Consider the following 25,607-nt stretch of genomic DNA (forward strand, 5'->3'; position numbering starts at 1 on the left):
CTCATGGTTAAGCGTCAATTTCCGAACCCCATCGAGCTCGCGAAGCTCATGAAGTTCAAGGCTCCAGAACTCAACGGCAAGAAGCGTCGCCTCGACAGCGCCCTCACCATTTACGACCTCAAGGACATCGCCAAGCGCCGCACCCCCAAGGCCGCCTACGACTACACGGATGGCTCGGCCGAAGGTGAAATCTCGCTGAGCCGTGCGCGCCAGGCGTTCGAAGACATCGAGTTCCACCCGTCGATCCTGCGCGATGCCTCCACCGTCTCCACCACCACCCAGATCTTGGGCGGCACCTCCGCAATGCCCTTCGGCATTGCGCCAACGGGATTCACGCGCCTCATGCACACCGAGGGCGAGAGTGCGGGGGCGGGCGCAGCAGCGGCAGCAGGTATCCCGTTCACCCTTTCGACGCTCGGCACGACATCCATTGAAGATGTGAAGGCCGCGAACCCGAACGGTCGCAACTGGTTCCAGCTCTACGTGATGCGCGAGCGCGAGATCTCGTACGGCCTCGTCGAACGTGCGGCAGCAGCCGGCTACGACACCCTCATGTTCACTGTCGACACCCCCATCGCCGGCGCCCGCTTACGCGACACCCGCAACGGTTTCTCGATCCCGCCGCAGCTGACGCTCGGCACGATCGTCAACGCGATCCCCCGCCCGTGGTGGTGGTTCGACTTCCTCACGACTCCGCCTCTGGAGTTTGCGTCGCTCTCCTCCACAGGAGGCCGCACTGTCGGCGAGCTTCTCAACTCGGCGATGGACCCGTCGATCAACTACGAAGACCTCAAGGTCATCCGCGCCATGTGGCCGGGAAAGATCGTGATCAAGGGCGTGCAAAACCTTGAGGACTCCAAGCGCCTCGCTGACCTTGGCGTCGACAGCATCCTGCTCTCGAACCACGGTGGTCGCCAGCTCGACCGTGCCCCCATCCCGTTCCACCTCCTGCCAGAAGTCGCGCGCGAGGTAGGCAGCGACGTCGAGGTGATGGTCGACACCGGCATCATGAACGGAGCGGATGTCGTTGCCTCGATGGCGCTCGGCGCCAAGTTCACGCTCATTGGCCGTGCCTACCTCTATGGCCTCATGGCCGGAGGTCGCGAAGGCGTCGATCGCACGATCGAGATTCTCTCCGACCAGATTGTGCGCACCATGAAGCTGCTCGAAGTCACGAGCATCGAAGAACTCGAACCCAAGCACGTTACGCAATTACAGCGTTTAGCTCCCCGGGCAGTTGCCCCGAGCGCTGCTGCAGCAGTTCCCGCGAAGCGTGCTGCGCCGCGCAAGTCGCCGGCGAAAACCGCGCCCAAGAACTGAGACCACTCGCGCCGCAGACTGTGGTGGGCTGCCGCGCGAGCTCTCTGCCCACGTTGAGCCACGACGTCCGACCTGAGTCAGCGACTACTCACCGAGGCATAGGGTTGAACACCGTGACTCACAATCCCCCGCCAAGCCCCTTGCCCATCTGGCGCGCACCCGGAATGCCCGCGCTATTAGTGGTGACGGCAGCCGGTTTTGGGGGATTCTCCGTATTACTTCCCATCGCCCCCTTATGGGCAAGCCAAGGCGGTGCCACTGAAGCAGGCTCAGGGTTAGTCAATGGGTTGCTGCTACTCGTCACAGTAATGACGCAACCCTTCGTTCCCCGCCTCCTCCATCACTTCGGCACTGGGCGCGTTCTCGGGATAGGTCTCGCGCTCTTAGGAGCGCCGGCGTTGCTCCTGCTCTTCTCAGATCAGCTGGCCTGGATCCTCCCCATCTCCGCCGTTCGCGGTATCGGCTTCGGCATCCTGACCGTCACGGGGTCGACCGTGGTGGCAAACCTCGTCGATCGTGCCCAGCACGGAGCTGCCGTTGGACTCTACGGTGCAGCGATCGCGGTTCCCCAGGTTCTGCTCGTGCCGACCGCGACCCTGCTCGCCGACACCGTCGGTTTTTGGGCCGTCTTCGCCCTCGGCGCGCTTCCCCTGCTCGGCATTAGTTCCGCGCCCCGGCTCGCGCGCGTTCTTCGAGAGCAAGCCGCGGCACGCGACCTTCTGCCCCCTACCGGCTCCACTCCGATCGCGTCGAGTGACGGTGGAAAATCTCAGCGGTGGATGCTCGCCGGCCGTCTTCTGCGCCCGATGATGTTGCTCAGCGGAGTCACCCTCGCCGGCGGCGCGCTACTCACCTTCGCGCCGCAAATGAGCTCCTCCCCGGCAACGACTGCCGGCGCCCTCGCTCTCCTCACCCTGAGTGCCGCCGTCACTCGTTGGGCCATCGGCGGGCTCGCTGACCGTTACGGCGCCCACCGGTTCCTCTGGCCCCTCGTTGTCATTTCGGTCGCGGGACTCCTGGCGATTGCCGCTGCGGTTCAGAACCCCGAAGCAACGGGCATCCTGCTGTTCCTCGTCGGCATGACGCTCGTCGGTGTCGCCTACGGTGGTCTGCAGAACCTGACCCTCGTGCTCTCGCTTGCCGCCGTACAGCGCAAGCAATACGGCACCGCAAGCGCCGTGTGGAACATCGGCTTCGACCTCGGAACCGCCCTCGGTTCGGTGCTCATCGGAACCCTCGCGACGGCGTTCGCCTTCCCACCCGCGATCTTGGTCGCGGCGGCGATCTCGCTACTGACCTTGCCGCTCGCCTTCATCCGTCGGCCGAAAGTCGCTAACTAGCGGCGTGAGCATCTAGTGCGCGATATACGTTGAGCGCGTGTGGGAACGGCGCGGCGGCATGTCGGCTCGAATCAGCGCGAGACTCGAAATGACCACCATGAGGGCGGCCATGCCGAGCACGAGCGTGGGTAACGGCGGGAGACCTGAAATCAGCACGAGTTCGGGCGCGGTACCGGCCACGATCAGCCAGACGGCAGCGGCCGCGGCTACGGTGAGGCTCGCGAGAAGAACGACGACCCATCTGAGCACTTTTCGATTCATGATTACCCCCTACTTCCAGCTCTGCCTGGTTAGTGCGACTGTGTAGCGAGAGAGAAAGCCTGAGACTTGCTCTCTCCTTGAACGCTAGACCCCAATTGGGGGCCAAACTAGTCGTCATTAAGGCGGACTAGCTCGGAGGCGTGCCGCGCGCTGCTGAGGTCGGCGGGTCCGCGGGAATTGGCGCGTCGACCGGGGCGATAGCCGATAACCTCTCACTATGAACGACTACGAGGATCCGATCCCGGTGGCGTCGCGTGGCCGTCTTCATGCCGCGGTGCGGAAGCCAGCAAAGACGCTTCCGGGATATGCCCTCAAGTTTGGATTCGCCGCTGTCGGATCAGCGGTGTTCGCAATCATCCTCATCGGCTATCTCGTCCAGCCAACGAGTAACCTCAATTCGTCCAATTCCGAACTGTGGCTGATTACTGTCGCCCTTTTTCTCCCGCCAGGAGGCTTCATCGCGTACCTCGTCGCGAGGTCGCGCACGGCATCGACCTATGAGCTCAGAGAAGGTGGCGTTCTCGTGTCCCCGAACGTCTTTGTCCTGTGGGACGAGATCGCGAGCGTGAACTTTGAGGGGCGGTTCTCCACGGATCGTTCACTAGACCTCACCAGCAAGCCGTTCATGGTTCGCGAGAAAATGGCGCGCAGCCCCCATGACGACTTGGCTCTTGGTTTCGTTTTGCGAGACTTTGACGCGGTGATCCAACGAGGGCCACACGAAGAGACCATTAATCTAGTTGACCCCTACGGCAACACTCCCGGTCAGGCCGTGGTGAATTTCACCGATCGCATCGAGCAGGCCGAATATATCCGGTTGCTCCAGATCACGGACACCGTGCTTGCCGCGCGCGGCATTCCGTTTCGCACAGAGTCCAGCACTACCCGCAGGCTTGAGTCCCAGGAGTACACAAAGCATCGCGCCAGCCTCGAGGCAAGCGACGGCGAGCCGACGGCCTAGGCGAGCCGCAGCAACCGCGCGCGCAGTTCTTTGGGCGTGGATTCGGGGAGTGCTGCAGAGAGTTCGCTGCGTTGCGGGAGCGACCCGCCTTCGGAGACGATCGTGATGGCGCGGGCGAGGCTCCCCCGTCCGACGTGAGCGAGAGCTTGGTCGTCGGCATGCATTTCGAGCAGGAGGGCGACTTCGCGGGATGCGTTGCGGGCGGTGGGCAACCACGGCAGTGACACCTTCCACGCGGTGAACAGAATGAGCACGATGTCGTGGCGCAACCGCACGTGGGCTCGCTCATGCTCAACGACGGCGAGCAGCTCATCCTCATCAAGGATCTCTATGAGTCCGGCGGTGAGCACGGTGATCGACCTAAGAGCGCCAGGCAAGCAGTAGGCAACGGGGGCGCGCGTATCGATGAGCCTGGTGCCTGGTCGATCAGCCATGGGCTCGCTCAAGAGCGTAATGAGCTGAGCGTGCCGGGCGCGCTCGCGCTCGGCGTAGACGACGGTAACGAGAAGGTTGAGCAGCAGGTGCGCGGCGAGGAAGAGAGCACCCGAGAGCAGGAGTAACGACCACACCGAGGAGCCCTCGGGAAGTTCGTTGTGGGTGACGAAGCGCCACATTCCGTTGGCGGCATCTGGCAGGTCAGCGGCGAAGGTAGCCGCACCGAGGAGCACCAGAGAGCCGATCATGCTGGTGCCGCCAATGAGTGCAACTAGTTGCCACACGAGGAGTCCGAGGGTGGGACGGCGATAGGCCCACGGCGCCCCGGGCAGGAGTGCTGGCACGGGCCACGCCAGCAGGATTGCGACGAGGCCGAGCGCGATGGCTGCGGCGACCACTGTTAACGCCCAGCGAGAATACGGCGCAGGGTTTCGGCTTCTTCGCTCGAGACTTGGCCGACGAATCGTTCGAGCACTGCCGCGCGATCGCTTGCCCCTCCGAGCACTTCGTGCATGAGGTCGGCCATGTGGGATTCACGACCGGCTGCGGCGCGGTACCGGTGGGGTCGGGTGTCGCGTTCTCGCATCACGAAGTTCTTCTTTTCGAGCCGCGAGAGCACCGTGAGGATTGTGGTCGCTGCCAGCTCTCGGCCAGCGCCCTCGGGGCCGGCGAGCTTGGCTTGGAGGTCGTAGGCCGACAGGCTTTCGACGCTCGCCCACAACAGATCCATCACGCTGCGTTCAAGTTCACCGAGGGAGTTCATGCGGCAATTCTACCCTAAGTAGAAATAATTTCTACGAGGGTGTAGAAATATAGGTAACGGATTTCTACTGCACGTAGAACATGCCTTGCCGCATCCGGAGAAGTCAGAGCAGCATCGAGGAAAGGCCTGGAGTGGACCCCCTAGAAATCGCCAGATGGCAATTCGGAGTCACCACCGTTTACCACTTCATCATGGTCCCGCTCACGATCGGCCTCGGTCCGGTCGTTGCGCTCATGCAAACCCAGTGGGTGCGCACCGGCGACGAGAAGTGGCTGCGCATGACCAAGTTCTGGGGCAAGTTGTACCTCATCAACTTCATCATGGGCGTGGCAACAGGCCTGGTTCAGGAGTTCCAATTCGGCATGGCGTGGAGTGAGTACTCTCGCTTCGTCGGTGATGTCTTCGGCGCTCCCCTCGCTATGGAAGGCCTGCTCGCCTTCTTCTTCGAATCCGTCTTCCTCGGCCTCTGGATCTTCGGCTGGAGCCGCCTCCCCAAGAAGGTCCACCTCGCAACTCTCTGGATCGCTGTCGCCGGCTCCATCGTTTCTGCGTTCTTCATCATCGTGGCCAACTCGTGGATGCAGCACCCGGTTGGCGTCGAACTCATCGACGGTCGCCCGGTCATGACCGACATCTGGGCCGTGCTCACCAACAACACCGCCCTCACTGCCTACGCCCACACCATCACCGGCGCGCTAGCCGTTGGTGCTGGCTTCGTCGTCGGCATCTCGTGGTACCAGCTGTGGCAGCGTCGTCGCGATGGAATCGACTCCGTGGATGCCAAGGGCCGGGTCGTCGTCGGCGAGAACGCCAGCATCCCTGGCCGCGATCGCAAAGATCACTCGGTCTGGATCACGAGCATCCGCATCGGCGCCGTCATCGCCATCCTCGGATTCGGTGGAGTCGCTATCACCGGTGACCTTCAGGCGAAGCTCATGTTTGAGCAGCAGCCGCTGAAGATGGCAGCTGCTGAGGGTGCCTGTCACGACGGCACAAGCTTCTCGGTGCTGTCGATCGGAAACCTCGGCTCCGAGAATTGTGAAGATGTCGTCGCGATTATCGAGATCCCCGGCATTCTCTCGTTCCTCGCTCACGGTGACTTCGACACCAACATCAAGGGTGTCAACACGCTGATTCCCGAGTACCAAGCGCTTTACGGCACGAACCTTCCGGATGACCCGCTGTACGGCGAGCGCGCCGGCATGGAGATCAACTACCTGCCGATCATGGAGGTCACCTATTGGGGCTTCCGCCTCATGATCGGGTTCGGGATGCTCGCGGCCGGCTTCGCGCTTCTCACCCTGTGGATCGTTCGCAAGGGCACGGTTCCGCGGTCGAAGTTCCTCATGGGAACGGCGCTGCTCAGCATCGCGGCTCCCTTCGGGGCCAACATTGCCGGCTGGGTTTTCACCGAGATGGGTCGTCAGCCGTTCGTGGTTGCCCCCAACCCGACCCCCGGTGGCGTCGACGGTGTCTTCATGTTCACCGCCGCAGCGGTTTCGCCAGGAGTGAGCGGTGAAGAGATCATCTTCTCGCTTGCCGCCCTCGCTCTGGTCTATGCCTTCTTGATCGTCTTCGAGGTGAAGTTGCTCGTGAAGTATGTGCGCGGTGGTGTCGCCTCAGCGATGCCCGAGCTCGGGCATCCCGACGGCGAAGGCTACGACGAGAACGACCCCGACGATCCCCACCGACCAGACCGACGCGACGACGTTCTCGCGTTCGCCTACTAAGCAGAAGGGCACCCACTCATGGAACTTCTTCCTACAATCTGGTTTATCGCGATCGCGGCGCTGTGGATCGGCTACCTCTTCCTTGAAGGCTTCGACCTGGGGGTCGGGATGCTGCTGCTCTTCAGCACCCGCAAAGACCGCCAGCGCCGACTCATGCTCAATGCCATCGGCCCGGTGTGGGATGGCAACGAGGTCTGGCTGATAACGGCCGGAGCCGCCACTTTTGCTGCATTCCCGTTTTGGTATGCATCGCTGTTCTCGGCGCTCTATATCCCGCTGACGATCGTGCTCGTGAGCCTGATCTTCCGAGCCGTTGCTATTGAATACCGCGGCAAGGGCTCCACAGACAAGTGGCGCATGTGGTGGGACCGCGCCCTCGGCCTCGGCTCGCTCGGTTCGGCTTTCGGCATCGGTGCGGCGCTCGCACTGACCACTACCGGGCTCCCCCTCGACGCCAACGGCGACCGGGTCGGCGGGGCCTTCGCCTGGTTCACTCCGTATGCCGTGCTCGGTGGTCTTGCGGTCGTCGGCTTCTCTCTCGTGCACGCCTCCGTCTTCCTTGGCCTCAAGACCGATGGCGAAGTGCGGGTTCGTGCCCGCAACTTCGTGGTTCGCTGGAGCCCCGTCGCTTTGCTCCCGATCGTCGCTTGGGTGCTCATCATCCAGTTCCAGCACGGCAGCGTCATTACCTGGTCGCTCGTTGTCGTCGCCGTGGTCGCGGTGGTCTTCGGCTGGATCAGTGCTCGAGCCGGGCGTGAAGGCTGGGCGTTCGTGGGAATCGGCGCTTTCTTGGTCGCTGGGGCGTCATCCATTTTCGCTGCCGTGTACCCGGTGGTTCTGCCGTCGACGATCGATCCCGCGTTCAACCTGACGATCTCGAACGCAGCCAGCGGTGAATATACGCTGGGCGTTATGACTGTTGTCGCCGCCTTCGGGTTGCCGCTGGTATTCATTTACCAGGGCTGGACTTACTGGGTCTTCCGCAACCGCCTGAGCGAGCATCACCTGCCTGAGGCGCATGTCGTGAAGCCCGCAGTCGCCCCTCGCGTCTCAGCTAGCTAAGGCACCATGGAGGGCATGAAGGCCAAACTCCGCGAACGACTTGCCGCCGGCTTTGGTCCGGGCGGTGTGCACACACTGTTCGGGTTGGGGTTGCTGGCATCCCTCAAGGGGCTCGCTCTCGTGCTCATGGCTGAGGCTGTTGCGCGCGGGGTCGTCGGTGTCATAGAGACGGATGCCCCGGCCTGGCAGTTCGCGATCGGCCTCGGCATTGCCGCCGGCCTGCTTCGCGCGGCGGCGGCATGGGCAACGGAGAGTTTCGCCACTCGCGCCGCCCTTGGCGCTAAGGAGTCTTTGCGCCGTGAGCTCGCGGCACGGGTGCTCACCGGCTCCGACTCACGCGTCGGGGCGAGCACCGCGATTGCGACTGTGGGGCTCGACGAGCTCGACAACTACTTCCGCGTTGTGTTGCCCGCGATTGTGACGACGGCAACGATCCCGCTGCTGATTGGCGCGCGCATCCTGTCCGTCGATTGGGTGAGTGCGCTCATCATCGTGCTGACGGTTCCGCTGGTGCCGGTCTTTATGGTGCTCGTCGGCGGTCACACTCGCGAGCGGGCCGAGGCGGCAAGCGCGAGTCTCGAACGACTCTCGGATCACCTCGTTGAGTTGGCGCGGGGGCTGCCGGTTCTGGTGGGGCTTGGTCGCGTCAGCGAACAGTCGAAGGCACTGCGGGCGATTTCTGCCGAGAACCGCACCAAAACGATGGCCACCCTGCGCACCGCGTTTCTCTCCGCCCTTGTGCTCGAACTTATCGCCACCATTTCGGTCGCGGTCGTTGCTGTCTTCGTCGGTGTGCGACTTGTGGATGATCAGCTCTCCCTCACCGTCGGCTTGATCGCTCTCGTGCTCGCGCCCGAGTGTTTCGCACCCTTCCGCGAGCTGGGTGCCGCGTTCCACTCCTCCGAGAACGGACTCACCGCTTTGCGTCGGGCCCGCACCATCATCGATGAACCGCGGGCGCGCGAACACCGCCAGAGCGCCGGCGCGTTCCGCGTCGTGAACCTCACAATCGCCTACGACGGTAGGGCCCTTCCTGCGGTCGACGACCTCAACTTTCGGGCAACCCCCGGCACGATCACCGCTCTGGATGGGCCCAGCGGCAGCGGAAAATCCAGTGTTCTTGAGGTGCTGGCGGGCAATCGCGAGCCCAGCGGCGGCAGCGTGTGGGGCATCGACGTCTCCCGGGTGGCATGGGTTCCGCAACATCCACACACCGTCGCTGACACCGTGCTCGACGAGTTGCGCCTCTACAGCAACGACGAAAAAGCGATCAAATCGGTTCTTTCCGAGTTGGGCTTAGTGGGCGTCGCCGACGCTGACCCGCGGCAGGTGAGCCCCGGCGAGCTGCGCCGGATTGCTGTGGCGCGCGGACTGCTGCGCGTCGAAGCGGGCGCAACCCTGTTGCTGCTCGATGAGCCAACAGCGCACCTTGACCCGGCATCCGCTGCCCGCGTGGAGTCGGCCATTGCTGAGCTGCGCGGTCGCCCCGTGATCGTCATTGTGGCATCGCACGAATCGGGGATCGGGGCTCTGGCCGATCAGGTGATCTCCGTTGGCGTCTCGGGCGGAACACGTGCCGTCGAAGCTCGCGTTGAGTCCCTGACCGTTTCTGACGACGCGGATGTTGACGCTCTCCCCGCGCCAAGCACAGCCCGCGCCACTCTGGCCAGCCTGCTCGAGTTTGTGCGTCCCGCCCGCGGAACTCTCGTGGGAGCGATCGCTCTCGGCATTGGCGCGAGCCTCTTCGCCATCTCGCTGACGGCAATCTCGGGGTGGTTGATTGTGCGGGCGAGCGAGCATCCGCCGATCATGTATTTGCTTGTTGCCATTGTGGGCGTGCGATTCTTTGGAATCGGCCGGGCCGGACTGCGTTACGCAGAGCGACTTGCTACCCACCGCGCGGTGCTTGGTTCGGTGATCGAGCTGCGGGTTGCCCTGTGGAATGGTCTCGGCGCTCGCGCTCTGGGCTCGCGTGCTCTCGCCAATGGCGGGGTGGCGCTCGACTATCTCGTTGCCGCGTCTGACCGCGTGCGCGACCTCGTTCCGCGAGTGGTGTTGCCGCCCGCTGTCGCCGTCGGCACCTCGCTTGCCGCGCTCATCGCTGTCGGCCTGCTGCATGCGCCGGCCGTTCCTGTGTTGCTCTGGGGCCTCGCCGCGGGCCTCGTCGTGGCACCCATCGTCGCCGTGCTGGTCGACCGCTCGGCCGCCAACGGCATCGCCGAAGTGCAATCACGCGTCGTGCGGGCCTTCGCCGCTATGACCGGTGCCGCCGGCGATCTCCGCGCCAACGGTGTTGGGGAGCGGATGCTCGGCCGCCTCGATCACATCGACGCCGAAGCTGGGGCACTCTCCCGCCGCAGCGCCCGCGCCCTCGGAATCGGCAACGCCGTCGTCGTGCTCGCCTGCTCGGTGACCGCCGTCGCGATGCTGCCCATCGCCGCTCCCGCCGTCGTCGCCGGAACCCTTCCCATCGGCATCGTTGCTGTGCTCGTTCTCATCCCCATTGGGCTCATCGACTCGTTGATCGCGTTCGTCGACTCCGTGCAGCAATGGCCTGCACTCAGTGCCGCGCTCGCGAAGGTGCGCGCGGTTACTGCGGGCGCGGATGCTACTGCGGGCACGCGCGTCAGCGCAGCCCAACCACTTGCTGACGTGACCGTGCTTGAACTGCGCGAGCTCGGCATCCGCTGGCCTTCGAGCCCAACGCTGGCATTCTCGGGCGCGACCGCTCGCGTTGAACATGGCGAGTGGCTTGTCGTGGAAGGTCCTTCGGGAGCGGGTAAGTCGACGTTGTTGGCGGCGCTGCTCGGGTATCTTCCGGCGGCCGCTGGCTCGTGGAGCCTAAACGGTGTGGATGCTCGCGAGCTGTCGCCCGAGCAATTGCGCGCGGCGGTGACGTGGTGCCCGCAGGAGTCGCACCTCTTCGATTCGACGATCCGCGCGAACCTGCTGTTGGGCCGCGCGCACGATGATCAGCCGACCGAGCACGAGCTCGTTGCGGTGCTGCGCCAGGTAGGTCTCGGCCCACTCTTCGATTCGCTCAACCGCGGCCTCGACACTCGCGTGGGTTCGGCGGGCGAAAGCCTGTCGGGCGGCGAACGCCAACGCGTGGCCGTTGCCCGCACACTGCTCACGCGGGCGGATGTCGTACTGCTCGATGAGCCGACCGCTCACTTGGATGCTGCGAGCGCCGAGCAACTCATCACCGACCTGCGCACGGCTCTCGCCGACAAGATCGTGGTGCTCGTCAGCCACCACGACGATGAGCGGCGCGACGGCGACGTGAGCTTGCGACTCGGGGTGCGCGAGGTCGCTGCGGTCTAGCGCGCTGAGCGCTACCCGCTCCGCCTAGCTCCCGAACAGGTCGCTCGCGACGGTCTTGTACACCGACTCCGGGTTCGAGGGGTGGTAGATGCCCGCGAGCACATCGCGTTGCAGGCGCGAGAGTTCGCTCGTGCTGCGGAAGGCTCCTCCCCCGGCTGAGCGCATGACCTGGTCGACAACGTGGCGTGCGGTTTCGGTGGAGCGGTGCTTCACACCGGTCAGTTTGCGGAACCACCCAGCCCCGTGATCTACGAGCCCATCAACGTCGTCGACGATGCTGTGCAGTTGGGGTTCGATCGCATCGAGCGCGAGCGCGGCATCCGCCATGCGCCAGCGCAGATCCGGATGCTCGGAGTACGCGTCACCGCTGATGGCCGAGCTGCGCTGCTGCAGTGCTTCGACACCGAGTTCGAGAGCGCGGTCGGCGAGCCCTGCGTAGACAGAGGCGATGAGCGGCAAGAAGTTGGCGAACACCGCGAAGATGAACGGATCGGCGTTGGGGCCGACGGGCAGCACGCGGGCGACCCGGTTTGCGGGAACGAAGGCGCCATCCAGCACCGTCGTGTGGCTTTGAGTGGCGCGCATGCCCAGGGTGTCCCAGTCGTCGAGGGAGCGCCAGCCGGGAGCCGAACGTTCGATGAAACCGTGCACGAGGGTTTCAGTGCCATCGTCGGCGGTGTGCTTGCCGAAGAGACCGAGTTGGGTCCACGCGGGAGACAGCGAGGTGAAGATCTTGGTGCCGGTAAACACGTAACCGCCTTCGACGGTTTCGGCGGTGGTGAGCGAGTCCCACATGACGAGATCGTTGCCAGGTTCGCTCAAACCGAAGCCGAAGATTTCGCCGGCTTCGGCATCCGCCAGCAGCCAGTCGAGGCTGGAGTCGCCGCGTTCGCGCAGAGCCCAGGCGACGCCGATCCAGACGAGGTGCATGTTGACGGCGAGCGCCGTGGCCGGAGCGTAGGCGGCAAGCAGGCGCTGATCATCCGACAGCTCACGCAGACTGCGCGGCTTGAGGTAGCCGACGGCGCGCAGCTCTTGCAGGTCTTCGGTGAAGAAGATGTTCTCGCGGTCGTAGCGCGCGGCCCGCGACCGGATGCGATCAAGCAGTGCTGGGGTGAGTACCGTCATGGGTCAACGCTACTGTGCCGCGCGAGACAAAGCAGTGCGTCGCAACGCAGCGCGTCACAACTCCAACGGAGATGACGTCACATTCATCGCCAAATTTTTCGCTGCCGCAGCAAGGCGATCGTCGTTGGTCCACAACTCGCTACAACCGTGCATTTGGGCCGCAGCAAGGTGAAGAGCATCTGGCGTTTTGAGACCGTAGCGGGCTCGAAGTTCGGCTGCTCTGACGTAATGCTCGGCTTCCAGCGGAAGCGACTTGAAGTTACTGAGCGCGCGGAGGTAGTGGTCGTGGAGCCCGAAATTTTCGTCGCGAAGGGGGCCAACGAGACATTCGAGAGTGACAAGGGGGCTCACTGCTACCACTGCATCAGCAGCGTCAGTGAGCCTTTGGCGCACAGCGTTTCCGCGCGGCCCGTCATCTTCGACAGCGTAAATCACGATGCAGGAGTCGAGGTAGATCACTCCCAGCCCTCACGCTCGGCTGCGATCTGGCGGTCAAGCTCGTCTGCGGTGCGAGCCGGGAGGCTGGGAACTGGATTACGGGTCAGCCATTCCGCTGCTCGCGCCGCGGTGTGCTCGGAAACGCTCTCGATGGCAGGCACCAGGCGCGCGACCGGCTTACCGCGCTTGGCAATAACCACTTCGTCACCATCGCCCACTGCTGCCACAAGCCGGGACAGCGTATTGCGCGCTTCAAGGATGTTTACGAGCCTCACTTGACGCCTCCAACATTATGGCTAGCTTACCTAGCCATAATACCCTGATGTGAACTCGGGCTCAATAACCTCCGAGGCGCAACGTTGCTTTGCGGCTTCCGCGGCTTCCCTTCTGCAGGCAAGCCGTCGTCCGAGCGGTCGACTGTGCTGACCCCGACGGAAATGAGTGGGCACTCCAAGAAACGCTCGCCGACGATAGCTAGACCTTCATTACCGACAACACGTTGCCTGCCGGATCCTTGAACCACGCAATCTCGGGACCGTGACCGCGCATGATGCCCTTCTCGTCAGTGCCAAGCTCGCCGCCAAGCGAAGAGCCATCATAGATTTTGGTGACCACCCCCGCCGCGTTGAGCTGATCGACGGCAGTCTCCACATCATCCACCCCAAAATTCAGGATCGTGAAACTCGCAGGCTCGTGGTTCTCCTTCGGATACACAAACAATTCGGCCCCACCCGGAAGCGTGATGCGCAGCGTACCCATATCGCCATCCGTGACCGTCAGCCCGAGGGCTGTGCCATAAAAAGTTTTAGCGGCGTCGAGATCATCAACGCTGAAACTCGAGAATGCACTAGTGGCAGAAAACATGATGCTCTTCTTTCGATCAGGCTCGGCATCGAGAGCTCACAGAGCAGACCTCAGAGATCAAACCTCAAGAATCAGTGCTCAACCCGAGCGTGTGGGAGTTCCGTCAAGAACATTCCACAGCGCTCGGGCCCCAGATGCAACCATCACTTCTGTCGCAATAGACCGGGCAGCCTCGCCTCGCGCCTCGTCTTGCGCACCGTCTAGTTTGGAGACGATTGAAGAGCGTTGGCCCGCATACGACCAGTCAGCAGCGCAACCAACAGCAGCACAACGGTAGCGACAGCAACGGCCACCGCGACCCCGATCGTTCCGAGAATGGATGCCGCAAAGGGCAGCGCCAGAATCACGACGGCCGCAATGACGGTTGCCGTTCGCGGAATCGACACCGTCTCCACCATGGGCGCGTGCAGCAGCCACAGCAGCAGAACCACGATCGCTACCGGCAGTGCGAGCGAATAGCCGACGACGAGCTCACTCGATTCGAGGTCGCTCGTGACGGAGCGCACGGCGACTTCGATGCCGGTGCCGACGGCGGCGAGCGCCGCGTACAAGAAGTAGTGTCCGTAATTCCAGAACAGGTAGCGCTCGCGTTTGTTCTTCAGCCCCTCAACTGCGGGAACGGAGAAATACAGCCACCAGAGCGCAAACAGCAGCACCAGCCCAGCGCCGGAGGCGATCACGAGCGACGATGACAGCCCGTCCTCCAACGCTTCCTGCACCGCGATTGTCACCGAGAGCACGCTCTCACCGAGCACCAGAATCGTGAACTTTCCGTAGCGCTCTGCGATGTGGTGCGGATGCCACGACAGCCGTTTCGCGCGGTCCGCCCAGAGTGGCACTGTCAGCTCCGCGACCACGAGAGCCAAGAACGACACCATGCCCCACTCGGCCGGCAACAGCAACCGCAGCAGCCATCCGGCTTGAACGATCCCGATTCCCAGGGCGTAGCGCCCCGCGGTCGCTCGGGTCTCCGGGTCATCCTTGACCGCTCGCAGCAGCGTCGCAATCAGCCCCAACCGCAAGATCAAGTAACCGATAGTGACGGCAGCAAAGTTGCCGGCGTCGAACGCCATGGGCACGCCAGCCGCGAGCACGAGGATGCCACCCATCTGCAGCATCGTGAACAGACGATAGGGAACGTCATCCGTGTCATAGGCGGATGCCAACCACGTGAACTGGTTCCACGCCCACCAAATGGTGAAGAACACCATCAGAAAAGGGGTGATCGCCTCGAAGGCGTGACCGACCTCAATTGCGTGAGTGAGCTGGGCGACCACGGAGGCAACGGCCACCACAAAAGTCAGGTCGAAGAGCAGCTCAAGGGGCGTCGTTTTGCGGTGAGGCTCATCAATGTCCCGAGCAACCACCCGCGAGCGCAGTGCGTTCATGAACTGATATTAGTCAGCGAATCGCTTCTGAGTAGCGAATGTCCTCATGCATTTTCCAGTAGCGAGCAGTGAACTTCTGCGTAACTGGTCCGGGAATTCCGGCGCCGATTGCGCGACCATCGACAAGAGTGACTGGCATGATTCCGCCTGCCGTGCTCGTAACGAATACCTCACTTGCCCCCAGTAGCTCCTCATACGACAGCGCGCGCTCCTCGACCCGCAATCCAAGATCCGACTCGAACTCGGCCCCTATCTCTAGAGCTGTCCGACGGGTGATCCCCTGCAATACCCCGACTTTCGGTGTCACGAGTGCGCCAGCGATAACTGCGAACACATTGAACCCTGGGCCCTCGACGACGTTGCCAGCGGCATCCGAGAGCAAGGCAGTCTCGGCGCCATGATCGAAAGCGTCGTAAAGCCCCTGAACCAGATCAAGCCAGTGGTAGTTCTTCACAGTGGGGTCGACAGATTCCTGGGCGATTCGCTGCACGCTGCTGACATGCAGTGAGAGCCCCCGCTCGCGCTGTTCAGCATTTGCGACCCAGGCAAAAGGCACCGCGAACGCATAAAACTGGTTGACACAGTCGCGCGGATCCCTCGACCCCGGAGCAGCCATCCCCCGCGTGCAAATCAGCTCAACATAAGCGTTGTCGAGACCGGATGCCCGAACACAGTCGTGCAGAAGTTCTCGAATTCGTTCCCGGTCTATCGGCAGCGACATCCGAAGTTTCGTCATTCCGCGCTCGAAGCGGTCGAGGTGATCATCGAGCCGAAAAAAACGGCCATTCCACACATGAACGACATCATAAGTGGCGTCAGAATGAAGAAATCCTAAATCAAGAATAGGGATCGCCGCTTGCCCAATCGGCACGATCGACCCTCCGATATAGGCGGCTCCTGCAGCGAACGAGTCCGACGGTTCTCTCACCATGATTGGCTCACACTCTTCCTCGCGTCGACGCCGCATTCACCTCACTCTATCGACAGCAATTCTGAGGTGGAATCGAGAGATAATGGGCCGATGAGTCGAAGCCGAAAATTCAGCGATGTGGTCATGAAGTTGATGAACTTCGTACACCGTGCAGTGCTCGCCCTTTCCGGTGGTCGCCTCGGCTGGACCCTCGGCAACATGCCCTCACTGGAGCTCCACACCACGGGTCGGGTTTCGGGCATCCGTCGGTCAACAATGCTCACGGCGCCTGTGCACGGCAACGGACGCTGGGTCATCGTGGCGTCAAAAGGCGGCGACGACCGCGACCCGCTCTGGTACCGCAATCTGCAGGCGAATCCGGATGCCGAAATCACTGTGCGCGGACGCACCCTGAACGTGCACACCCACACCGCCAGCCCCGCCGAGAAGGCAGAGCTGTGGCCGCAGATCGTAGCCGCCAATGCGCGTTATGCCGAGTATCAGACCAAGACGACCCGCGACATCCCCGTGGTGATTTGCGAAGAGCGCTAGGTTCGCAGCGGCTCAGCGCCTCGCCCCGCTATTCGGCTTCCGGGTACTGAAAGACCTCGTCGAGCCCTGCGACAAAGACGCGGGAGATTTGAAACGCGAGTTCGAGCGTTGGTGAGTATTTGCCCTGCTCGATCGCGATGAGCGTCTGACGAGTGACCCCGATACGACGGGCAAGTTCTGCCTGTGTCAGCCCTTCGGCTTCTCGAAGAGCGCGGATGTTGTTGGTGACCTTGGTGGGCTTGACCATCAGGCGAGTCCGCGGCGGTACGCGATCACAGAGGCGACGCCACCGACGATTGCCGAGAGCGCGAAGCCGAAGAACATGGCGTTGGCAATCCAGAAGGTGTTGGCCTCGAAGGCGCTCAAGACGATGACCCCGAGCCCGCCGATCACCATGAAGGATTGCCCGACGCGATCACCCATGAGGGAAATGTCGCGGTCGCGTTGGTCAGATTTGCCGACGCCGTCTGGGTCGAAGATTCCGGCGATGATGCCCCACAACACGCTGATGATGATGGTGGCGACAATGCTGATGCCAATCGTCCAGGCCATGATCGGCCACCATTCGACGGCGGTGAGTGGGCCACCGTCTGCTGCTTGCACGACGACGATCACGTAGGCGATCGTCGTGATGAGCGTGACGATGAGTGCCGACCATTTGTTTCGCTCTTCGTAAACCACGAGAACCTCCGGTGTAAATAATTCTTGACATTTCGAGTATGAAGGATTTACCGTCAAGTGTCAATAATCTTTGACATCGAACTCGGAGGAAGAAATGCACTCGCTCACTCGCACCGCTCGGCTCACTGGCGCCGCCTACCTCGGCCTCGCCGTGACTGGTTTACTCGGATTCCTCGTCATCCGGCCGCAGCTACAGAACGCGGATGATCCAACCGCAACTGTCACGAACATCCTCGAGAACAGCGCGCTCGCCCACCTCAGCGTTGGCATCGAACTGCTCGTCGTCATCACGCAAGCCCTCGCGGCACTCGGCTTCTACGCGCTCTTTCGGGGCGAACGCCCAGTCGCCGCCTACGCCGTCGCGTCGTTCGGAATCGCTAATGCGGCAGCGATCTTGGCAAGCGCAGCCATGATTTCCACCGCCGTCAGCGTGGCAGCTACTCCGGCACTTGCTCCGGCTGGGGACTCCGCCGGAACAGTCGCGCTGCTGTACACACTCTCGGACGCGCTCTGGGCCGCCGGCGGAGTCTTCTTCGGCCTCTGGCTGATTCCGATGGGCTGGTTCATGATCTCCACGAAACGGATGCCGCGCATCCTCGGCATCATCCTCATTGCTGGCGGAATCGGCTACGTGCTCAGCACCGTGCTTGCCGCCACAATCGCATCGTTCCCCGCAGCCATCGCCGATGGGCTCGTGTTGCCAGCGACCGTCGGTGAACTGTGGACAGTCGGCTACCTACTCGTTCGAGGCATCCGCCGGCACGGAGCAGTCACTAGGAAGAATTAGAATGGCCTAAATCCGAATCCTTGTGCATCGGCATCTGATCACGCGTTCATCCAGCAAAAAGACTCTCCTGCTGTGGGCCAGTCTTGCTTAGGCTTATGAACCCACATCTTGCTTCAGCAAGAATGTGGGGTGAAAGCCGTAGACTCAAATAAGTCCGAAATCCTCAAACTTCAGGATGCCTCTTGTCACTCATTATCCGGACCAACGATCCCAGCACTCGTTTTCGATACGAATCGGAAATGATTGCTCCACTGCGCGCGGCCATACCGCGGCTCGCTTTCGGCCACCGCACTGAAAGCAATGTGCACGTGTTTAGCGAGGTGCCAGCCGTACACGGTGTCCCCGACCTCACCGCGATCCGTTTCGATTGGGACGCTGTCTCAACGAGGCGGTCCGCAAATGTGCGGCCGCTTTCGACTGACACGGAGGTTCGCGCGGTAATTGCGCTCGGGGATTCGCTGCTATCTCAATCGGACCTAGCACGAGCGATCAATGTAACCCCGGAGTATGTCCGCAGGGGCGTAGTTCCGCTGCTGGTCGAGCGAGGCTGGTTCACCATAGATTCCTCTGGCCTCGTGTCTCGAACGCCCGAGTCACGCTGGATAGCTCGACGCGTGGTTACTGTCGAGGCAAAACTCCGCGATTGGCATCGTGCCATAGGGCAAGCCCGTCGCCAGCAACTTTCTTCAGATGCCGCCTTTGTGGCTTTGGAAACTAGGAGCGCTCGAAATATTCAGGATGAGCTATCGATAATTGCGGCTGGCGGCATCGGCGTGATCGCAGTAGACCCGCGTACACAGCGCGCCAAGGTATTGGCCCGCCCGCGCTACTTCTCAAAAAAGCGAAGCCTCGCCGGACGGATGCTAATTGCGGAGCGTTGCCTTGAGATGTGGGAACGCGGGGAAGTCGAAGGCCAGATATACCCGGTCTTCGGTTGGCGCAACCTCACCTAATCAGCGGAGGATCGATTCCCAGACAGGTAACTGCTCGGCGCGATTCAATCCTGCAGGGCGATCAACCCGGTTTAGCGACTTGAGAAACGCTGAGCCCTTTCGAGCTCGCTTCAGTGCACCGATATTGGGACGTGCGATGTTCAATCTTGCCTGCATCCTTCCGACCGCCATCAGATAATGAAGGCTTGCCGTTTTTGAATCGTGCCCGGCAGCGTCGATCTCGAGTGAAAAAGCCGAGTCGTAATGCTTGTGTCCAGTAAAGCCGCGCAATCGAACGGACTCCGCAAATTCGACAGTGTGCAGGAGCGTTGAATCGAATAGTCGAGGTATTCGGGGAGGCGGTGGCTGTCCCGCACGGCCACCTGCGCGTCGTTGACGAGCAAAGGCCTGTTCAGGCCAGCTTTGACCAGTTGAAAACCCCGTTGCGCCTAGCGCAGTCGCGATCCAACCTGTCAAACCCGAGTTAGGCAGGTATAACTGCTTCCCTTCAGCCGCAGCCACAGCAGACAACTCCTTGTAACCACGGAGCAGGGCTTCATCGACCAACTGGCCGTATCTTGGGCTCACCTCGGGCCAATAGAAGCGCAGATACCATCGCTTCTCATTGCTCTCAACCATCTCCTGAAGTAGCAGCTCCCGAAGAGCCGAGTCCGACAACCAACGCGAATCCAGAGTCAGGTTCACAAACATGGGTTCGTTGCCAAGCGATTGGCGGCTTTCTTTTACGAACAACATCGCAGCATCAAGTGACTTTCGTCCGTTTACTTCGCTGACCCAACCGCTAGCGGAAAGGTGAACAGTCGCTCCGTGATCTGACTGGACTTCTAGAACCTGTTTTATCCAAGCTGCTGTGGGTTTTGTCGGCAATCCTGTTAGGTATGGCCAGGCCATCGCCGAGGCTGACATTGCTGGGGCATCTGGCCAATCTCCAGCGGGATTGAGATGAAGCTCGGGGTCAACGAATCGTAGTGGGATCGAAGAATGGCTGCTCATATAGCGCGAGGCGGCAGCAGAACTCATTCCTGGAAGTCTGATCACAGTTCCGACACCAAGATTTTTGCCATGAAGCACCGCGAGCTGGCCGAAGACCTCATCGAGCCGTTGAGCGGCTTGGACACTCTTGTGAACGAGCAGTACAGGTGTATCCCCTCGGAGTATCTTCTTCAAGGATGTGTGCGCGGGAGCGGCAGTTGTGGAACCAGAAGTGTGCGTCATTAGATCAGGCCTTTCGAAGGGTGTTCAAAGCACGTGCTGCACTTCCACGTGCGTGTGGCGCTTGCGCGAGCAGTCGCAGGACGACCTCTCCTAGATCGTTAGGTACGTTCTTGGGAAGCGGGAGCGGAGTCCCGGCCACGAGATCCACTACATCGTCTGGAAGCAGTCCGTCCTGATTCGAGATAAAAGGATGCTTACCGGCAATAAGCATGTAGAGCATTACGCCACATGACCACAAGTCGGCTTGTTTTCGCGCAGCTTCTCCGCGAAGGGCTTCTGGCGACATGAACAACAATGTCCCAACCTGCTGCGGATATGCAGTCAGAGTTGCGTCTGTCGCCGCTCGCGACAACCCGAAGTCAATGAGAACAGGAGCTCGCCAACGACCGTCGCGCAGAAGCGTGTTTGCTGGCTTGATATCCCGATGCCACGTGTCTGCCGCGTGCAATTCGGCTATTGCTGCAAGTAGGCCAATCGCAAACTTTCGGACGTGGCCACGGGACGGAAGAGTTCCCGATTCGGTTAGCTTCGTAGCCACATCGCCGCCATCAATGTGTTCACACACAAGGGCAGTTCGACTTCCCCCATCGATGTCAATGTTGCGCAACTCTACGAGCTTTACAATGCCTGGTGAGTCAAAACGCTGGAGCCCCTCGACTTCGCGAGCGAGTCGCCTCGGATCGAACGAACGCTCAATCAACACCTTGACCGCAACTTGCTGGGGCAAACCGGGGGCACCTTCGACGCACCATGTTTCGCCGAAGCTCCCGCGGCCGAGAAAGTGTGCGTTCTCCGCTGAGAACGCGACGATAAGTGCATCTTCAGAGTATTCAACCTCAGCCATTGCGTCTCGTTCCAGGTCTCGACCCGGCAACGCTACACGCCGGACAATTGCTCGTTTTCCCCATAATATGCCCCGACCAAGAAATTCGAGAGAATTTCGAGTTCTCCGCCGTGTCTGTGCAGGTGGGTGTCAAGTAGTTGTTCTCGTCTCGGAGCGCCGCACGCGATTCATTGTTGATCGACCAGCCAGCGGAGGCTCATTGTTCCGAGAGCAATATCGCGGCCTTCCGAGCTATAGAACTCAGCACAACATAGGTCGACGACGCTTCGCGGTATGCGCCGACCCGAACGATTGAAGCTTCCGAATCGAGCACGAGCGGCCTCGCGTGGCTTGCTAATGGGGCTCTACCCCCGTGATTGCAAATCCCTAGTAGTTCTTGCGCAAGTGGTTCGTTGCAGACTTCGAAATGTGCGGCACCGAGCACATCGCGCCGAAATGCCTCATATCGCGCTGAGTTATCGCAGAAACCCAACGGCTCCTAGGCACCGGCGGCAGTTTGGTCACAATCAATTTGCCCCGGCCGAAACAGATGCGCACCGCTAGCGAAAACACGGATGGCCCGCGCTCGAAGCGCTGGCCATCCGTTCTGTTCAGTGCGCGAGGCGCATCTCGCCGTTTAGCGGCGAAGCTCCAGGGTGCAGCACTTCACACCGCCGCCACCGAGCAGCAGCTCGGAGAGGTCGACGCCGATGGGGTTGTAGCCGCGCTCTGCGAGCTGACGCTCGAAGTCTTTAGCGCGGGAAGCGATGACCACGTTGTAGCCGTCGCTGTAGGAGTTGAGTCCGAGCACTGCCGCATCCTCTTCAGTTGCGAGGATGGCGTCGGGATACAGCGCACGGAGTTTTTCGAGAGAGGGCTCGTCGAACGCGCTCTCCAAGTAGGCGATGTTGGTCTCATCGAGCTTCGCGATGGCCGTATCGACGTGGTAGAAACTCGGGTTAATGAGGTTGAGGGAGACAACGTTGCGGCCGGAAATTTCAGCAAGCTCTCGGTGGCTTTCAACCGAAGTGCGGAAACCCATGCCGGCAAGGATGTTGTCGCCGACAAGGAGGAAGTCGCCCTCACCCTCATTAACGTTCTCGGGGGAAGCAACTTCGAGGCCGTTTGCGCCGAACCAGTCCATGTAGGCGGGGCCTTCTGCTTTGCGCTCGTCGTAGGTGAAGAGGGCGCCGTAAGCTTTGCCGTCGATGACGAAGCCACCGTTTGCGGCGTAAACCATATCTGGCAGGCCGTCGATGGGGTCAATGAGCTCGACGGTGAAACCGAGGTCGATGTACGTGTCGTAGAGCGTTTGCCACTGCTTGACAGCAAGGCTGGTGTCTGTGGGATCGTTAGGGTTCATCCACGGGTTGATGCTGTACGTAACCGTAAAGAAGTCAGGACGGCACATCAGCACAGTCTTCGCGGTGGCCTGGCGTGCAGGCGTGGTCGATGCGGTGTCAGTGATCGTCATAAGCTTTAGTGTTTCACGCACCTATCCGCAATGTCTCCGCAATGTGCGCACTAATTGCGCGCAAACACTAGCCACGGCACAATAATCCGCCGTACTCTGGATAAATGGACAAGCTGGACGCAGGAATCATCGACATGCTCCGCCTCAACGCCCGTGCAGGCTACGGTGACATCGGAGACGCAGTCGGCCTCTCCGCCTCCGCAATTAAACGTCGCGTCGATCGTCTTGTTGCCACCGGCACCATCCGCGGGTTCACCGTGCAGGTCGATCCTGCCGTCGACGGCCTGGGCACCGAAGCCTACGTAGAACTATTCTGCCGCGGCAATGTTGCCCCCCACGAGCTCAAGCGCATCCTGAGCGCCATTCCCGAAGTGGTGGACGCGGGCACCGTCAGCGGGTCGGCCGATGCCGTCGTCCATATGCGCTCACGCGACATCCACTCCCTCGAGATCGCCCTCGAACGACTGCGTACCGCCACCAACATCGACAACACTCGCAGTTCGATCGTGCTGTCGAGGCTCATTCACCGTCGTTACGAGTAGCTCGCCGAGCTGGCCGCAGCGCGCGTTAGCTCGCCATCCCTGCCATTCAGAGGGCGTGCGCGTGAGGATTTGCGCCGTAGTTTTGCCTCTAGACAACGAATTCCGTTCCGTAACACGAACTTAACAAGGCAAACCGTTGCGCATCGGCACTATTTCCGATTGACTACCCTGACAGTCACGAACCAAATCTCGTGACTTCGGAGGTGCGCAACGACGTGACAGTTTCAGCCAAGAACCCAAGCCAAGCAAGCCTTGCAACGGAGCAATCCGCGGCAGCATCCAGCGCGAGCGAGCCCGAGGGCAGCGTCGTCATCGAGGGTGTGACCAAAAAGTTTGGCGGCGCCATTGCCGTCGACAACATCAGCTTGCATGTGCGCCCCGGAGAGTTCCTCTCCCTCCTCGGTCCCTCCGGTTGCGGAAAGACCACGACACTGCGCATGCTTGCCGGCTTCGAAGAGCCGACGTCGGGCAGCATCCACATCTCAGGCCAGGATGTTGTGGGAATTCCGCCCCACAAGCGCAACGTCAATACCGTCTTCCAGGCCTATGCGCTCTTTCCGCACATGAGTGTGGCCGAGAACGTGGCCTACGGACTGCGTCAAAAGGGCACCCCCAAGTCGGAGGTGCGCGAACGAGTCACCGCGTCACTTGACCTCGTGCAGATGCGTTCCTTCGCCGACCGCAAGCCCACCCAGCTCTCCGGCGGCCAGCAGCAGCGCATCGCACTCGCCCGCGCACTCATTAACCGTCCTGCGGTTCTCCTCCTTGATGAGCCACTCGGCGCACTTGACCGTCAACTGCGCGAAGAAATGCAGATCGAGCTGAAGCTGCTTCAATCGCGCCTCGGCATCACCTTCATCTTCGTGACGCACGATCAGGGCGAGGCGCTCTCGATGAGTGACCGCATCGCGATCATGCGTAGCGGCCGCATCGAGCAGCTGGATGACGCTGATTCGATTTACGATTCTCCGGCGAGCGCCTATGTTGCCGGCTTCATCGGCCAGCAGAACTTCATCCCCGGCACAATGACGAGCAGCCCGACCATGATGGACACACCATTCGGTGTAATCAATTCGGTAGCCCCTCACGATGATGTGGCTGCCGGCATGGCGGCGCAGGCAGCGGTGCGACCGGAGTCCGTCGTTGTCGCCGCGGCTACGGCATCCACCGGCTCAGCCCCGACGGCGCAAAACCAGATTCCGGGCACCGTGATCGGGGTTTCACATCAGGGTGAGACGTTGCAGTTCTTGGTCGATATCGGTCACGAGCAAACGTTGCTTTCACGGGTTCCTCGCCCGAATGCCCCTCGATTGGCTGTTGGTGACTCCGTGCTGTGCACGTGGGATGCCTCATCCGTTCGACTTTTCCCGAGCGAGCAGGCAAGTCAGGCTTTGGCCGATATTGCTCGCGCGGTTTCCCATCCAGCCCCGCCCACCAGTTCGATCTCGCTTTAAAGGAGCATCCTGATGTCACACGAAAACCCCGTACGGATTCTTGCCTCAACGTCAGCTACCAAGATCATCAAGGCCGAACTGAACCGTCGCCGCTTTCTTGCCCTTTCGGGAACCGCAGCCGGTGTTGCTTTTCTCGCGGCCTGCAGCCCGCAGTCTGGCAGCGGATCATCGCCGCAGGCTAGCGGCGGCGCGCTTGAGAGCAACCTCTCGGTCTATAGCTGGGGCGACTATGACGACCCCGATCTGGTAAATGAGTTCACTGCAGAGCTGGGCCCGGCAGTGACTTTCGACTCCTTCAACTCGAACGAAGAACTCATCTCCAAGCTGGTCGCTGCTCGCGGCACCAGCGGCTACGACATCGTCGTTCCGACGGGTCCGTTCATCCCCCAGATGATCGAAAACGAGCTGCTCATCCCGCTCAACCGCGATCTCATCCCGAACATCGAGTTCACCGACCCGGCTTACCTTGGCCGTGACTGGGACCCGAACAACGAGTACTCCATCTGCAAGGCCTGGGGAACTACTGGTTTCGTCTACGACAAGACCAAGATCACTCGCGAGCTCACCTCGTGGGAAGACTTCATCGATGCCGCCCAGAACGAAGCCAGCGGCAAGGTTTCCGTTCTCGACGACCCAGCACCGCTGCTCGGTATCTACTACTGGTCACACGGCGTCGACTGGAACACGACGGATGAGGCAGATCTTGCCGCCGCCGAAGAGTTCTTGACCACCCAGCTTGCCCCGCACCTCTCGGCATTCGATTCCTACCCCGGTGGCGCCGCTATCCCGCAAGCCCAGCAGATGCTCATGCAGTGCTGGAACGGCGACGCCCGCCTCGGCATTATGGAAAGCAGCGAGCCTGAGCGCTGGCAGTGGGTTCTCGGTTCGCCAGACACTGAGCTCTGGATGGACAACTGGGCTATCGCAGCCGGGGCAACGAACCCTGAAGCGGCTCACGCCTTTATCAACTACGTGCTCACCCCCGAAGCTGCTCTTCGCCAGCTCGACTACACCGGCTACCAGACCGGAACGTCAGGCATTGAAGATGCTGCGCGCGGTGAGGGCCTCGAGATGCTCGACCTCATTTTCTTCGATGACGAGACTGTCAAGACGATGCACACCCAGACCCTCAGCGAAGCACAGCAGCGCATCGTGGAGATTTGGGACAAGACCAAGGTTGCTGCTGGCGCCTAGTCGCTGCA

The 25,607-nt window shown here is 61.4% G+C and carries 26 protein-coding genes; 12 read left to right on the forward strand and 14 right to left on the reverse strand.

Annotated features, from left to right (window positions below; translation table 11 throughout):
- Positions 1-3 precede the first annotated feature (3 nt).
- Together FFT87_RS01480 and FFT87_RS01485 are read left to right on the forward strand one after the other, a co-directional pair.
- The gene (locus FFT87_RS01480) at positions 4-1,320 is read left to right on the forward strand and encodes an alpha-hydroxy acid oxidase (RefSeq protein WP_219949620.1); all 1,317 of its coding nucleotides are present in this window, start codon (positions 4-6) and stop codon (positions 1,318-1,320) included.
- Positions 1,321-1,433: 113 nt separating this feature from the next.
- Entirely contained in the window at positions 1,434-2,660 is a 1,227-nt protein-coding gene (locus FFT87_RS01485; protein ID WP_255560002.1) for an MFS transporter, read from the forward strand.
- 12 nt (positions 2,661-2,672) lie between these two features.
- On the opposite strand, the gene FFT87_RS01490 is transcribed toward FFT87_RS01485, so the two are convergent.
- Positions 2,673-2,921 carry a hypothetical protein gene (locus FFT87_RS01490; protein WP_219949621.1) on the reverse strand — a complete coding sequence of 83 codons (249 nt, stop codon included), beginning with the start codon at positions 2,919-2,921 and terminating at the stop codon, positions 2,673-2,675.
- A gap of 217 nt (positions 2,922-3,138) precedes the next feature.
- On the opposite strand from FFT87_RS01490, the gene FFT87_RS01495 reads away from it, so the two are divergent.
- Positions 3,139-3,882, forward strand: a complete 744-nt coding sequence (locus tag FFT87_RS01495) for a hypothetical protein (protein WP_219949622.1) — start codon at positions 3,139-3,141, stop codon at positions 3,880-3,882.
- Here the strand turns inward: FFT87_RS01495 and FFT87_RS01500 are convergent.
- A complete protein-coding gene (locus FFT87_RS01500; protein ID WP_219949623.1) occupies positions 3,879-4,715 on the reverse strand; it encodes a M56 family metallopeptidase in 837 nt (278 codons plus the stop codon). The genes FFT87_RS01495 and FFT87_RS01500 overlap by 4 nt on opposite strands.
- Before the next feature lie 2 nt (positions 4,716-4,717).
- The gene (locus tag FFT87_RS01505; RefSeq protein ID WP_219949624.1) at positions 4,718-5,080 is read right to left on the reverse strand and encodes a BlaI/MecI/CopY family transcriptional regulator; all 363 of its coding nucleotides are present in this window, start codon (positions 5,078-5,080) and stop codon (positions 4,718-4,720) included.
- Positions 5,081-5,211: 131 nt separating this feature from the next.
- Here FFT87_RS01505 and FFT87_RS01510 point away from each other — a divergent pair, with 131 nt between their 5' ends.
- Genes FFT87_RS01510 through cydC form a run of 3 tightly spaced genes read left to right on the forward strand, consistent with a single transcriptional unit; the run spans position 5,212 to position 11,196 of the window.
- Positions 5,212-6,810: a cytochrome ubiquinol oxidase subunit I gene (locus FFT87_RS01510; protein WP_219949625.1), complete on the forward strand. Its 1,599-nt coding sequence runs from the start codon at positions 5,212-5,214 to the stop codon at positions 6,808-6,810.
- 18 nt (positions 6,811-6,828) lie between these two features.
- Entirely contained in the window at positions 6,829-7,872 is a 1,044-nt protein-coding gene (gene cydB, locus FFT87_RS01515; protein WP_219949626.1) for a cytochrome d ubiquinol oxidase subunit II, read from the forward strand.
- Positions 7,873-7,887: 15 nt separating this feature from the next.
- Positions 7,888-11,196, forward strand: a complete 3,309-nt coding sequence (cydC, locus tag FFT87_RS01520) for a thiol reductant ABC exporter subunit CydC (protein ID WP_219949627.1) — start codon at positions 7,888-7,890, stop codon at positions 11,194-11,196.
- A 24-nt stretch (positions 11,197-11,220) separates the two neighbouring features.
- Here the strand turns inward: cydC and FFT87_RS01525 are convergent, their stop codons facing one another.
- The 6 genes from FFT87_RS01525 to FFT87_RS01550 form a co-directional block, all read right to left on the reverse strand.
- Positions 11,221-12,324, reverse strand: coding sequence for an acyl-CoA dehydrogenase family protein (locus tag FFT87_RS01525; protein ID WP_219949628.1), 1,104 nt, complete (start codon positions 12,322-12,324; stop codon positions 11,221-11,223).
- A gap of 54 nt (positions 12,325-12,378) precedes the next feature.
- Complete coding sequence (locus tag FFT87_RS01530; protein WP_219949629.1) at positions 12,379-12,783, reverse strand: type II toxin-antitoxin system VapC family toxin; 405 nt, start codon at positions 12,781-12,783, stop codon at positions 12,379-12,381.
- Entirely contained in the window at positions 12,780-13,037 is a 258-nt protein-coding gene (locus FFT87_RS01535; RefSeq protein ID WP_219949630.1) for a type II toxin-antitoxin system Phd/YefM family antitoxin, read from the reverse strand. The genes FFT87_RS01530 and FFT87_RS01535 overlap by 4 nt, the downstream gene beginning before the upstream one ends.
- A gap of 199 nt (positions 13,038-13,236) precedes the next feature.
- Complete coding sequence (locus tag FFT87_RS01540; RefSeq protein WP_219949631.1) at positions 13,237-13,626, reverse strand: VOC family protein; 390 nt, start codon at positions 13,624-13,626, stop codon at positions 13,237-13,239.
- Positions 13,627-13,826: 200 nt separating this feature from the next.
- On the reverse strand, positions 13,827-15,014 hold the full coding sequence (locus tag FFT87_RS01545) for a low temperature requirement protein A (RefSeq protein WP_219949632.1): 1,188 nt from the start codon (positions 15,012-15,014) through the stop codon (positions 13,827-13,829).
- 13 nt (positions 15,015-15,027) lie between these two features.
- A complete protein-coding gene (locus FFT87_RS01550) occupies positions 15,028-15,945 on the reverse strand; it encodes an aminotransferase class IV (protein WP_219949633.1) in 918 nt (305 codons plus the stop codon).
- Between the two features lie 90 nt (positions 15,946-16,035).
- Here FFT87_RS01550 and FFT87_RS01555 point away from each other — a divergent pair, with 90 nt between their 5' ends.
- Entirely contained in the window at positions 16,036-16,476 is a 441-nt protein-coding gene (locus FFT87_RS01555; protein WP_219949634.1) for a nitroreductase family deazaflavin-dependent oxidoreductase, read from the forward strand.
- A 28-nt stretch (positions 16,477-16,504) separates the two neighbouring features.
- Here the strand turns inward: FFT87_RS01555 and FFT87_RS01560 are convergent, their stop codons facing one another.
- Both FFT87_RS01560 and FFT87_RS01565 read right to left on the reverse strand, forming a co-directional pair.
- The gene (locus FFT87_RS01560; protein WP_219949635.1) at positions 16,505-16,723 is read right to left on the reverse strand and encodes a helix-turn-helix transcriptional regulator; all 219 of its coding nucleotides are present in this window, start codon (positions 16,721-16,723) and stop codon (positions 16,505-16,507) included.
- Complete coding sequence (locus FFT87_RS01565) at positions 16,723-17,157, reverse strand: hypothetical protein (RefSeq protein WP_219949636.1); 435 nt, start codon at positions 17,155-17,157, stop codon at positions 16,723-16,725. Before FFT87_RS01565 ends, FFT87_RS01560 begins: the two co-directional genes overlap by 1 nt.
- Before the next feature lie 94 nt (positions 17,158-17,251).
- Here FFT87_RS01565 and FFT87_RS01570 point away from each other — a divergent pair, with 94 nt between their 5' ends.
- The gene (locus FFT87_RS01570; protein WP_219949637.1) at positions 17,252-17,944 is read left to right on the forward strand and encodes a DUF4386 domain-containing protein; all 693 of its coding nucleotides are present in this window, start codon (positions 17,252-17,254) and stop codon (positions 17,942-17,944) included.
- A 239-nt stretch (positions 17,945-18,183) separates the two neighbouring features.
- A complete protein-coding gene (locus FFT87_RS01575) occupies positions 18,184-18,897 on the forward strand; it encodes a hypothetical protein (protein ID WP_219949638.1) in 714 nt (237 codons plus the stop codon).
- On the opposite strand, the gene FFT87_RS01580 is transcribed toward FFT87_RS01575, so the two are convergent.
- The 3 genes from FFT87_RS01580 to ddaH form a co-directional block, all read right to left on the reverse strand.
- Positions 18,898-20,112: a hypothetical protein gene (locus FFT87_RS01580; protein WP_219949639.1), complete on the reverse strand. Its 1,215-nt coding sequence runs from the start codon at positions 20,110-20,112 to the stop codon at positions 18,898-18,900. It lies immediately after the preceding gene.
- A gap of 4 nt (positions 20,113-20,116) precedes the next feature.
- Positions 20,117-20,956 carry a serine/threonine-protein kinase gene (locus FFT87_RS01585; RefSeq protein ID WP_219949640.1) on the reverse strand — a complete coding sequence of 280 codons (840 nt, stop codon included), beginning with the start codon at positions 20,954-20,956 and terminating at the stop codon, positions 20,117-20,119.
- Positions 20,957-21,572: 616 nt separating this feature from the next.
- A complete protein-coding gene (ddaH, locus tag FFT87_RS01590; RefSeq protein ID WP_219949641.1) occupies positions 21,573-22,409 on the reverse strand; it encodes a dimethylargininase in 837 nt (278 codons plus the stop codon).
- A 104-nt stretch (positions 22,410-22,513) separates the two neighbouring features.
- Here ddaH and FFT87_RS01595 point away from each other — a divergent pair, with 104 nt between their 5' ends.
- The 3 genes from FFT87_RS01595 to FFT87_RS01605 all read left to right on the forward strand — a co-directional run bounded on the left by FFT87_RS01595 (position 22,514) and on the right by FFT87_RS01605 (position 25,599).
- On the forward strand, positions 22,514-22,951 hold the full coding sequence (locus FFT87_RS01595) for an Lrp/AsnC family transcriptional regulator (RefSeq protein WP_219949642.1): 438 nt from the start codon (positions 22,514-22,516) through the stop codon (positions 22,949-22,951).
- A 215-nt stretch (positions 22,952-23,166) separates the two neighbouring features.
- Positions 23,167-24,405: an ABC transporter ATP-binding protein gene (locus FFT87_RS01600; protein WP_255560003.1), complete on the forward strand. Its 1,239-nt coding sequence runs from the start codon at positions 23,167-23,169 to the stop codon at positions 24,403-24,405.
- Between the two features lie 12 nt (positions 24,406-24,417).
- Positions 24,418-25,599, forward strand: a complete 1,182-nt coding sequence (locus FFT87_RS01605) for a spermidine/putrescine ABC transporter substrate-binding protein (RefSeq protein WP_219949644.1) — start codon at positions 24,418-24,420, stop codon at positions 25,597-25,599.
- The last annotated feature ends 8 nt before the right edge of the window (positions 25,600-25,607 follow it).

This window comes from Salinibacterium sp. M195 (genome assembly GCF_019443965.1).
Classification (GTDB): Bacteria; Actinomycetota; Actinomycetes; order Actinomycetales; family Microbacteriaceae; genus Rhodoglobus.

Bases quoted from the DNA above. Each gene is read 5' to 3' on its own strand.
- FFT87_RS01480 (WP_219949620.1), top strand. From the start codon at position 4: ATGGTTAAGCGTCAATTTCCGAACCCCATCGAGCTCGCGAAGCTCATG.
- FFT87_RS01490 (WP_219949621.1), bottom strand. From the start codon at position 2,921: ATGAATCGAAAAGTGCTCAGATGGGTCGTCGTTCTTCTCGCGAGCCTC.
- FFT87_RS01495 (WP_219949622.1), top strand. From the start codon at position 3,139: ATGAACGACTACGAGGATCCGATCCCGGTGGCGTCGCGTGGCCGTCTT.
- FFT87_RS01505 (WP_219949624.1), bottom strand. From the start codon at position 5,080: ATGAACTCCCTCGGTGAACTTGAACGCAGCGTGATGGATCTGTTGTGG.
- cydB (WP_219949626.1), top strand. From the start codon at position 6,829: ATGGAACTTCTTCCTACAATCTGGTTTATCGCGATCGCGGCGCTGTGG.
- cydC (WP_219949627.1), top strand. From the start codon at position 7,888: ATGAAGGCCAAACTCCGCGAACGACTTGCCGCCGGCTTTGGTCCGGGC.
- FFT87_RS01525 (WP_219949628.1), bottom strand. From the start codon at position 12,324: ATGACGGTACTCACCCCAGCACTGCTTGATCGCATCCGGTCGCGGGCC.
- FFT87_RS01540 (WP_219949631.1), bottom strand. From the start codon at position 13,626: ATGTTTTCTGCCACTAGTGCATTCTCGAGTTTCAGCGTTGATGATCTC.
- FFT87_RS01545 (WP_219949632.1), bottom strand. From the start codon at position 15,014: ATGAACGCACTGCGCTCGCGGGTGGTTGCTCGGGACATTGATGAGCCT.
- FFT87_RS01550 (WP_219949633.1), bottom strand. From the start codon at position 15,945: ATGGTGAGAGAACCGTCGGACTCGTTCGCTGCAGGAGCCGCCTATATC.
- FFT87_RS01555 (WP_219949634.1), top strand. From the start codon at position 16,036: ATGAGTCGAAGCCGAAAATTCAGCGATGTGGTCATGAAGTTGATGAAC.
- FFT87_RS01560 (WP_219949635.1), bottom strand. From the start codon at position 16,723: ATGGTCAAGCCCACCAAGGTCACCAACAACATCCGCGCTCTTCGAGAA.
- FFT87_RS01570 (WP_219949637.1), top strand. From the start codon at position 17,252: ATGCACTCGCTCACTCGCACCGCTCGGCTCACTGGCGCCGCCTACCTC.
- FFT87_RS01575 (WP_219949638.1), top strand. From the start codon at position 18,184: ATGATTGCTCCACTGCGCGCGGCCATACCGCGGCTCGCTTTCGGCCAC.
- FFT87_RS01580 (WP_219949639.1), bottom strand. From the start codon at position 20,112: ATGACGCACACTTCTGGTTCCACAACTGCCGCTCCCGCGCACACATCC.
- FFT87_RS01585 (WP_219949640.1), bottom strand. From the start codon at position 20,956: ATGGCTGAGGTTGAATACTCTGAAGATGCACTTATCGTCGCGTTCTCA.
- ddaH (WP_219949641.1), bottom strand. From the start codon at position 22,409: ATGACGATCACTGACACCGCATCGACCACGCCTGCACGCCAGGCCACC.
- FFT87_RS01595 (WP_219949642.1), top strand. From the start codon at position 22,514: ATGGACAAGCTGGACGCAGGAATCATCGACATGCTCCGCCTCAACGCC.
- FFT87_RS01605 (WP_219949644.1), top strand. From the start codon at position 24,418: ATGTCACACGAAAACCCCGTACGGATTCTTGCCTCAACGTCAGCTACC.